Below are 9,684 nucleotides of genomic sequence, written 5' to 3' on the forward strand. Positions count from 1 at the left end.
TCAGAGCCTCCTGCCCGCGCGCGTGAACAGCGCCAGCAGATGGTGTCGGCTGGCCGGCCAGGGTAGCGGGATGCATCCTAAGTGAGATGCCGGAGGGGCAAGCGCTCGCGTCGTTGTTGCGGGAGCCGCCCCGATCGTCGCCGGCAGCGCCACGGCCATCCCCGGGAGAACGCGAAGCCCGCGCCATCGTCGCGCAAAGTGAGAAATCGGCGGGATGCATTCGGCGGATCGCCGAAAGCTCGCCGGCTGGCGCAGCCGGCGAGACCATCCTTAGGGACACCCCCTATCAACCAGGGGGCTCCAGCCGACGTTTGCCCATCGCGACCATGTCAGGAAACGGTGGGTCTGTTCGGAGCCGGTCGCTCCGCATCATCATCATGCGAGCCCGCCCGTCGCAGCACTCTGACCAAGGGGGTGACCCATGGCCGATCGACACTGCTATGGCGGAACACGCGACCGAACGGGGCCTCATCGCAGTTCGGCCGGCTCGCATGAGCACGCCGGGCCCGGCTTCGGCGGAGTCGGATGGGCGCTGGCCGGTGCCGCTGGCGTGGCGGCACTTGCCGTCCTCGGCGCCCAGCGGCTCGATCCGGCGCATCGAGGGCGCGCGCGAAAGGCCGACGCTGCAAACGGCAGAAGCGAGGAGCCCGAGGTCGAATATTCCATCACGATCGAGCGTCCCGCCGACGAACTCTCTCGGGCTTGGCGCGATCCGGCGACCCTCCCGCGCATCATGGCGTTCCTGGCCGAGATTCGCCCGACGGGAGACGGACGGAGCGAGTGGCGCGCCGAAGGCCCGCTCGGCCGGAGCCATGCCTGGAGCATGCAGCAGATCACCGAGGAGCGGCCCGGCGAACGGATCCGCGCGAGCGCGGAGGGCGGCGGCGCCCTGGTCACCGAATGCGACGTCCGCTTCCGCCCCGCTCCGGGCGATCGCGGCACGGTCGCCACGTTGCGCGTCCGCTTCGATCCGCCCGGAGGCATGCTCGGCGACGTGGCGGCGCGCCTCTTCAAGGGCGTCGTGCCGAAAGAAATCGCGTCGAAAGCCCTGCACGCTTTCAAGAGCCTTGTCCTGACCGGCGAGATCCCCACCACCGATCGCCAGCCGGCCGCCCGGCGCGACTCCCACTAGAGCTGCGCCCGACCACGTTGGGTCGGGACGCAACTCTCGGTCTTTGTTGTGTCGCGCATTCTTTCGACGAACCGGTGTCCACTTCGTCGGAATGCGCTCTGAGGAGCATGGCCCATGCGCGCGCTCTACTGGAACGGCGTCAACGACCTGCGCGTCGGAACCGTCAAGGATCCCGAGATCGTCAATCCCCGCGACGCCATCCTGAAGGTCAGGTTGTCGACCACCTGCGGCTCGGACCTGCACTTCATCGACGGCTACATTCCGACCATGAAGGCCGGCGACGTGATCGGTCACGAGTTCATGGGCGAAGTCGTCGAGGTCGGCCCGGAGGTGAAACAGGTGAAGAAAGGCGATCGGGTCGTCGTCCCCTCGTTCATCGCCTGCGGGGAATGCTGGTATTGCCGGGAAAAGCTGTTTTCGCTCTGCGACTGCACGCACCCGAAGCCGGAACTGCAGGAGCCGCTGCTCGGATACCCGACCGCCGGCATCTATGGTTACACGCATGCCTTCGGGGGATATGCGGGATCTCACGCCGAGTATATCCGCGTGCCGCATGCCGACGTGGACTGCTTCAAGGTGCCCAACGGCGTCGCGGACGAGACGGCCCTGTTTCTCTCCGATGCCGCACCGACGGGCTACATGGGCGCCGATTTCTGCGGCATCCGGCCGGGCGATACGGTCGCGGTCTGGGGCTGCGGCGGCGTCGGCCTGATGGCCCAGCAGAGTGCGCGGCTGATGGGCGCCGAGCGGGTGATCGCGATCGACCGCTTTCCCGAGCGGCTGCGGATGGCACGCGAGCACGCCGGGTCCGAAACGATCGACTACACGCACGTGCACAGCGTCCTGGAGGCGTTGAAGGAGATGACGGGCGGGCGCGGGCCGGATGCCTGCATCGACGCCGTCGGGATGGAGGCGCATGGGACCGGATCGCCATACGCCTACGACCGCGTGAAGCAGGCGCTGCGTCTGGAGACGGACCGAGGCCAGGCCTTGCGCGAGGCCGTGATGGCCTGCCGCAAGGGCGGCACGCTGTCGGTGCTCGGCGTCTACGGGCTGATCGACAAGTTCCCGATGGGCGTCATCATGAACAAGGGCCTGACCGTGCGGACCGCCCAGCAGCACGGGCAGGCCTACATGGACCGGCTGCTGGCGCACGCCGAGAGGGGCGAACTCAACCCGGCCTACCTCGCCACCCACCGCTTCTCGCTCGAGGACGGACCGCGCGGCTACGACATGTTCAAGCACAAGACTGACGGCTGCGTACGCGCGGTGTTCGCGCCGTAGGATGGGCAACTCGGCTCAAATCCGTTTGTGGCGAGCTTCGAGCAATGGGTCACGGGGTAACGGTCGCAGCGGACGGACGAATTTTCTCGAATGTCCGCGCTGGCGCGGAGACGCGCCCGCTCCCGTCGCCGACATCACGGGGAATGGGATGGGCATCGGCTCGGAAGGTGGGAACCGGCTTTCGGAAAAAGCCGATGCGGCACACGAATTCAGAGCATCGTGCCGGATCCGCTATCCGGCACGATGCTCTCGGATCGAGCCTTCGAGGCCTGCCGGCGCCGCGGGGTCGGCGCCTTGTTCACAGGAGGGAAAAGCATGGAGCGGCGCCCGTTCGGTCCCGTGCCGCGCGACGTTGCGGTGATCGGTCAGGGGACTTGGTACATCGACGACGCGCACCGGCCTACCGCCGTCGCTGCGCTACGCCGCGGTCTCGACCTCGGCATGAGCCACTTCGACACCGCCGAGATGTACGGCGACGCCGAAATCGTGGTCGGCGAGGCGATCGCTGGCCGACGCGACGCGGTGTTCCTCGTCTCCAAGGTCCTTCCGGGCAACGCTTCGCGGGCCGGGACCGTGGCGGCCTGCGAGCGCTCGCTCGCACGCCTGCGCACCGACAGGCTGGACTGCTATCTCCTGCACTGGCCTGGTCCGCACCCGCTCGAGGACACCTTCGCGGCCTTCGAGCGACTCCGCGATCAGGGCAAGATCCTGTCCTGGGGGGTGAGCAACTTCGACGTGCCCGACCTCGAGGCCGCATGGAAAGCCGGTGGCAAGGGCCGGATCGCCTGCAATCAAGTCCTATACCATCTGGAGGAGCGCGCGATCGAGCACGCCGTGCAGCCCTGGTGCGAAGCGCACGGCGTCGCCGTGGTCGCCTACAGCCCCTTCGGTCACGACACCTTCCCCGACCCAGGCACGCCGGGCGGCCGCCTGTTGAAGAGTATCGCAGCCAACCACGGCGCGACCGCGCGCCAAGTCGCGCTCCGGTTCCTGGTGCGGCGGCCGTCCGTCTTCGCGATCCCCAAGGCGTCCAGCCCCGAGCACGCCGCCGACAATGCGGGCGCCGGCGCGCTCTCGTTGACGGACGCCGAGCTCGCCCGGCTCGACGCGGCCTTCCCGCTGGGGAAACGGCCGCGCCGGCTTCCCATGCTGTAGGCCCGCGATGACCGTTGGACGGGAGCAGGCGCTCATGCGTGGCCCGTCCTGGCCATCGGGCTGCCCGCCCTGGTCCGAAGGACGACGCTCGTGAGGACGTCTCGCTCGCCAGGATTTCAGTGCGGCGACAAGGAGCGCATCGCGATGCATCCTCAAGTTCGGGTCTTCGGGTCGGTACTGATGCTGGCAATCGTCCTGGACGTAGTCCTGACGCTGCTCCTCGTCCGCAGTGGACGAGGCCTCCTCGGCCCCAAACGCCCACGGTGGCGTCGATCGCGCGAGGAAGAACGAGACATCGCCTTGCCGCCCATCCGGCGGCGGGTCCTGGGGGCTGCCAAGATCGATCGGATCGCGGAGACGGACGGCGATGCCTGCGCGCGCGAAGCCGCTGCGGCGATCGAAGCGGTCCTCGACCGGCGGTGTCCGGAGTTGAAGCGCTCGTTCTGGAAGGCCGTCGAGAAGCACTATCGACTGGACAACGAGCCCCGTCGGCGGCTCCCGGCGGCACCGGGGCCGAGCCCGGAGGCTCGGACGCCGGGCTCATCCCGACAAGGGCTGCCCTCCGGACGAATCTCAGGAGCCGGGGCGGCGACGGCCGGTTCGCGGTCGGCGGGCTCCTCGCGGTGCACGGAGGCTTGGACAGGATGATCACGGTATCCGTCCTCGAACGCGCGTTGGGCGCCCTCGTGATGGGGGTCGTCCTCCTCGACGTCTTCATCACCGTTCTCTACGCCCGCATCGGGACCGGTCTGATCGCCGGGCGGGCGGCGCATCTCGCCTGGCTGGCCTTCCACCGCGCTGCGGAGGCGGCCGGGACGCACCGCGGGGCGGTCCTGTCGTTCTGCGGACCGGTCATCCTCCTCCTCTTCGTCCTGCTCTGGGCCCTCGCCCTGACGCTCGGCGCCGGGCTCATCATCCATCCCGGTCTCGGGACGGGCGTGCAGGCGGGCAACGGCCCAACCCCCACGGATCTCGTGACCGCGCTCTATGCCGGAGGCAGCAGCATGGCGATCGTCGGGGCCAGCGATTTCAAGCCTACGACCGATGCCTATCGGCTCGTCTACCTGGCGAATTCGCTGATCGGGATGTCGGTAACCTCGTTGGTCCTGACCTACGTCATGCAGGTCTACGGCGCCCTGCGACAGCGCAACACGCTCGGCCTTCGGCTCCGCATCCTCTCGGCGGAAACCTCCGACGCGGGCGAGTTGCTGGCCCGGCTCGGCCCCGGCGGGCAGTTCAGCGCAGGCCACAGTCACCTCACCTCGCTCGGCGATGCGATGGCCGAGATGAAGGAAACCCACCACTTCTACCCGGTGCTGTTCTATTTCCGTTTTCAGGAATCCTACTATTCGGTCTCGGCGCAGGCCCACCTCGCTCTCGACACCGTATCGCTGATCCGCAGCACGCTCGCGGGCAAGGATACGGTATGGTTGCAGGAATCTGCGGCGGTCGAGTCGCTCTGGCGCGTGGCCCAGATGCTGGTCGTCACTCTCGAAACGACCTTCCTGCCGGGGGATCCGCCGCTCGCGAAGACCGTGAATCCGGATGAGCGGCAGTGCTGGCACGCCCATTGGGAGGCGGCCGTGTCCCGACTTGCCGAGGCGGGCATCGCAGTCGCCCGCGAGGAGGCGGCAGCGCAGGCCTACATCGACCTGCGCGCGCAGTGGTGGCCGCACATTGCCCGGCTCGCCCCCGCCATGGCCTATCGAAGAGAAGACATCGAAGCGCACGGACTGGCGGTTTCTTAGCATTACAGTTGCGTTTTTGTTGAGGTTCTGACTCGCTGCGGCACCATGATTTGCGCATCATGGATGTCGACGACGTCGATCGAGACGACACTGGAACTGTGGGCCTCGTCCCTGCGTGAGGTGAAGGGTCGTATGCGGCCCCTGTCCACGCAGGAGCGGGTTGCCGCCTCGGCCGGGGCGTTCCTGGATGGGCTGCTCGGCCCGGAGCGGCGCAAGACCGGCTGGATGCGGGCCGAAGCTGCGGGGGATCCCGGCCCCTGGCGTCAGCAGGCCGTGCTCGGTCGCGGGCGCTGGGATGCCGATGCTTTGCGCGATGTGGTGCGGGCCTACGCCTTGGATCCTGACCCGCAGGCCTGGCCTTGCCGCATGTCCGACTGTTTCAGTCCCGGCTGATCCACTCAATCAGCCCGGTCCAAAGCCGGCCGGTCAGGTCAAGTCGATATGAGGGGCGTATCGTCCCGGCGGGCGTGGATGTCCTTCCAGCCCAGCCCGGATTTGCATAGGGCGCGGAACATGTCGTCGGCGTTGAGCCAAGGGCCTTCGATGTCGTCACCGAACGGGCCGGCGGAGTGGAACGGGAAGGGGTAGGTGGCGGGACCGCTCAAGGTCTCGATCGTATGGTTCGCGTATTTCACATTGACCGAACGCCCATCGACCAGCTTGAACGACTGGTATGCAGGCTCGGCAACGAGGATGCCGAAAACTTCAGCATGATGTATCTCGGCGGAGATGTAAGGCGGCTTCACCGAGGCAGCGAACAGCTCGCGCAGGATCTGGGCATCGAAGTGCTCGATATCGACTTTTATGTAATAGGGATCGCCATGTTGCTCAACAATGTTTGACGGTGTTCGTGGGTGAAGCTCGATTTGTTGGTACTGATCGACCGTTTCCGCGCTCGGGCGCGGAAACGTACTGAGAACATGATTTTTCTTGTGAACATAGAACGGCACTTTGTCGGTGCCTGGCACGTCCGATAGCACGCAGTTCTCGACGGCAAGCCGGCCACCGGCAATTTCCCCGGCAAATCGCGCTTTGATTTTATCTGTGAGAACGGGGTTTGCCTCTACGGCCACGACGAAATCAGCCTTCAGCAGGTAATATGGCAGATCGTCTCCGTTGTTTGAGCCGAAGTCATAAATAACCTTGCGTTTCGACATGGCATCGCCCCTATTTTTCGAGATGCGGCTCGCTGCGGACGGCCGTCGGAGCGGCGTAAGGCGAGCCGGACCCCACGAAGCCTGCCCCTGGTTACCTAGCAACATGGCGGAATCCTAGGCCAGATTCATGCCTCGAACTCATAACCGGGCTTCGAACCACCGACGTTCGATCCTGATCCAGGCAAGGAACCAGGGGCGACACGCCCCTGCAACTGGCCTTTCCCCTGAATAGTGGTCCTCCCTGAGATATGGGTTCGAGCCATGTGGAGGATGTTTCCATGTGACGAAAGAAGCATACGGTTGAAGCGATTGTTGCAAAGCTGCGCAAAGTCGATGTTGAAAGCGCCAATCAGTTCATAACATATTATAGCTTTATTTTGTATTGAGGCATGTCTGCCTATTTATGCACATTTAAGGAAATTCAGTCGGAGTCAAGTGCGATCTCAAATTGGTTCCATCGTAGCACTCATTCTGTTCCCGGCCTGCTTCTGGATGTGTCTACGGTGGCCTCGGATCGAGTTGCCAAAGTAATGCTTGGCCAGCGGGTCGCGTACAAGGTCGCCGTCCGCCCCCTTCTGGATCAGGTCGATCAGGGTCATCCTGTCGTCGGTCATCGTCGTCTCCGGTCAGGTTCAAGCTTCGCAACTCGAACCCTATCCGAAGTCCGGCGATGGCCACCTCTGCGGTGGGCCGCTCCTCCACCGCTCATGGGGACACGACCGAGGTCTGGTCCGGACGCTGCAGACGCAGCACCAGCTCGATCAACGCCTCGCGGCTGAGACGCTCACGATCGGCCCGTCCCATCCTGCGAGGACATCAGCCAAATCCAGCCCGCGCAGGGGGCAAGACCCGTCCCGGCAAGAGGCGCCTCCCCGCGCGCAACTGCCAACCAACACAACCCTTGGGTCATTTCCTCGGGGCCTTTTTGTCGTTCTTTCGGTCGTCGCCGCTGCAACGAAAAAATCGCTGTATCGCTTGACGGCGCGGCAAGCCGGAGCTTTGTCCCGGAGCAGAGCTTCACCCCCGCCGCCATCCCTGTGAGATCGTTTGCCATGACGCCGCCCCGCGACGGTTCGGCCAAGCCGACGGGATCGAAGCCGTCGGGATTTCGGCCGCGCCGGCCCGGCCCGCCCCGGCCGCCGAGCCATACGCCGCGAGAGGGGAGGGACCATGTCGTGCTCTACGGCTGGCATCCGGTCTCGCAGGCGCTCGCCAATGCCGGGCGCCGCTTCCACCGCCTGCTCGCGACCGAGAACGCCCTGATCCGGCTGAACGAGGTGCTGCCGAGCCTGCCGGTCGAGCCCGAGATCGTCCGCCCCGGGGCGATCGACCGCCTGCTCGGACCCGACGCCGTGCATCAGGGGCTCTATGCCGAGGCCGATCCGCTCGAGGCGCCCGCCCTCGACGCCATGCCGGACGATGCGCTGCTCCTGGCCTTCGACCAGATCACCGATCCGCACAATGTCGGCGCGATCGTGCGCACCGCCGCGGCCTTCGGCGTCACCGCCATCGTGACGACGGCGCGTCACTCGCCGAACGCCACCGGCGTGATGGCGAAATCCGCCTCCGGCGGCCTGGAGCACGTGCCGCTCGTCGTGGTGCGCAACCTCGCCGAGGCGCTGATCGAACTGGGCGAGCGCGGCTTCACCCGGATCGGCCTCGATTCGGATGCCGGCACGTCCCTCGACGGCGTCCGGCCGCGCCGCCCCGCGGTGCTGGTGCTCGGGGCCGAGGGCAAGGGCCTGCGCCAGCGCACCCGCGAATGCTGCGATGTCCTCGTGCGCATCGATGCGGTCGGCGCGATCCGCAGTCTCAACGTCTCGAACGCGGCGGCGATCACCCTCTACGCCCTGACCCGTCCGGCCTGAGGCCGGCCGCGTTCCGGATCCCCCTCGGACCCGGTCAGAGGATCTGCGGCAGCGAGGTGAGCAGGCGCAGGAGGTCGCGCAGGTTCCTCGCCCCGGTGCGGGCCAGGATCAGCGCGAAGTAGGAGCGGGCCGTCGAGGTCGCGATGCCGCGCTCGGCTGCCGCCTCCTCGAAGGTGCGGCCGGCGAGCAGCAGGAGGCAGAGTTCGGCCTGGGCCGGGCTGACGCCGAAGAGGCGCACCAGCGTCCCGGCATCGAGGCCGGGCGGGGTGTCGTCGCGGGTGAGGCAGACCAGGGCGTGGCTGCGCTCCTCGTGGCGGGTCGGCGTGACCAGGATCGACAGCCCGGTGCCGTCGGGGCAACGGGCCCGCATCGCGCCGGGCTGGCCCTGGAGCGCGGAACGCACGAGCGCCTGAAGGGTGCGCCCGTCCTGCGGGGCGCCGACCGTCAGGCCGCCGCCGCGCGGGCCGAGGCCGATCAGCCCCGAGGCCGCGAGTTCGCCCGCCGCCGCGTTCAGGGTCCGCACCCGCGCCTCGCCGTCGCAGACCACGACGGCGAAGCGCACGGCGTCGAGGGCGGCGCTCCGGGCCAGGCCGACCTCGCGCTCCGCCTGGATACGGCCGCGCAGGCTGAGGGCCGCCTTCAGGTGGATCGCCAGATCCTGCAGCACCGCCCGATCGGCCTCGCCTAGGAAACGCTGGGTCTCGCTGCGGTTGAGGGCGAGGGTGGCGATGGAGCCGGGTTCGAGGTCGAGCACCAGCCCCATCGGCCGTACCATGCCGAAATGGCGGGCGAAGTCGTTGTAGAACTCGCTGCGCAGAAGCCCCGCCTCGTCGACCGTGTCCGAGCCGAGATAGACCCGGCCCGGCGTCTTGCGGGAGGCGGTCCACGGATCGAGCGTCCGGTAATACTGGAGATAGGGCTCGACCGACTCGGCGATGTCGGCGGTCTGTATGATGTCGACGATGCCGCCGCGGTCCACGAACCAGATCCCGGCACTGTCCACATCGAGATAGGTGCGCAGCGTATAGGCGATGCGGCTCAACCCGTCGGGCTCGGACGCCGCACCGTAGATGGCGGCGATCACCTCGTCCCTCGACAGTGTCGACACGATGCGTTCCCCATCCGCAACAGTCGGAACCGCAAGTCGCGGTCATTGAACCGTTTCACGCCGGCCCCCTCAGAAGTGAGGGTGCGTATCCGGTCGTGGCACGGTATGCCGAGTTCGAGACCGGCGGAAGTCACCGGATGTCGAAAACGGTGGCCGAGACCGTTCGTCACATAGTCTTCGTGGTTCAGCCCCGGCTCCGCCTATCTCCGGACACTTTCCTGGGGATGGAGAA

8 protein-coding genes and 1 pseudogene are annotated in these 9,684 nt (G+C 66.9%); 6 read left to right on the plus strand and 3 right to left on the minus strand.

All coding sequences use genetic code 11. The features are described from left to right. Window positions 1–421 precede the first annotated feature (421 nt). The 5 genes and pseudogenes from HNR00_RS09235 to HNR00_RS09255 form a co-directional block, all read left to right on the plus strand. Complete coding sequence (locus HNR00_RS09235; protein ID WP_183568318.1) at window positions 422–1,132, plus strand: SRPBCC family protein; 711 nt, start codon at window positions 422–424, stop codon at window positions 1,130–1,132. 114 nt (window positions 1,133–1,246) lie between these two features. Then, window positions 1,247–2,416 carry a zinc-dependent alcohol dehydrogenase gene (locus HNR00_RS09240; RefSeq protein ID WP_183568322.1) on the plus strand — a complete coding sequence of 390 codons (1,170 nt, stop codon included), beginning with the start codon at window positions 1,247–1,249 and terminating at the stop codon, window positions 2,414–2,416. A gap of 315 nt (window positions 2,417–2,731) precedes the next feature. After that, window positions 2,732–3,571 (plus strand): aldo/keto reductase, encoded by an 840-nt coding sequence (locus HNR00_RS09245; protein ID WP_183568325.1) that lies wholly within the window; start codon window positions 2,732–2,734, stop codon window positions 3,569–3,571. 644 nt (window positions 3,572–4,215) lie between these two features. Then, window positions 4,216–5,319, plus strand: a complete 1,104-nt coding sequence (locus HNR00_RS09250) for a two pore domain potassium channel family protein (protein ID WP_183568328.1) — start codon at window positions 4,216–4,218, stop codon at window positions 5,317–5,319. A 45-nt stretch (window positions 5,320–5,364) separates the two neighbouring features. Next, window positions 5,365–5,658: pseudogene (locus HNR00_RS09255) on the plus strand (IS701 family transposase); the annotation flags it as partial. Window positions 5,659–5,750: 92 nt separating this feature from the next. Here HNR00_RS09255 and HNR00_RS09260 read toward each other — a convergent pair. Beyond that, a complete protein-coding gene (locus HNR00_RS09260; protein WP_183568331.1) occupies window positions 5,751–6,476 on the minus strand; it encodes an FkbM family methyltransferase in 726 nt (241 codons plus the stop codon). Between the two features lie 443 nt (window positions 6,477–6,919). Then, complete coding sequence (locus tag HNR00_RS09265; RefSeq protein WP_183568334.1) at window positions 6,920–7,090, minus strand: hypothetical protein; 171 nt, start codon at window positions 7,088–7,090, stop codon at window positions 6,920–6,922. A gap of 438 nt (window positions 7,091–7,528) precedes the next feature. Between HNR00_RS09265 and HNR00_RS09270 the strand changes: the two genes are divergently transcribed. Then, a complete protein-coding gene (locus HNR00_RS09270; RefSeq protein ID WP_183568337.1) occupies window positions 7,529–8,344 on the plus strand; it encodes a TrmH family RNA methyltransferase in 816 nt (271 codons plus the stop codon). A gap of 34 nt (window positions 8,345–8,378) precedes the next feature. Here HNR00_RS09270 and HNR00_RS09275 read toward each other — a convergent pair whose 3' ends face one another. Continuing rightward, entirely contained in the window at window positions 8,379–9,452 is a 1,074-nt protein-coding gene (locus HNR00_RS09275) for a GAF domain-containing protein (protein ID WP_183568340.1), read from the minus strand. Window positions 9,453–9,684 lie beyond the last annotated feature (232 nt).

It is taken from the genome of Methylorubrum rhodinum, assembly GCF_014199935.1.
In the GTDB taxonomy this organism is placed as follows: Bacteria; Pseudomonadota; Alphaproteobacteria; order Rhizobiales; family Beijerinckiaceae; genus Methylobacterium; species Methylobacterium rhodinum.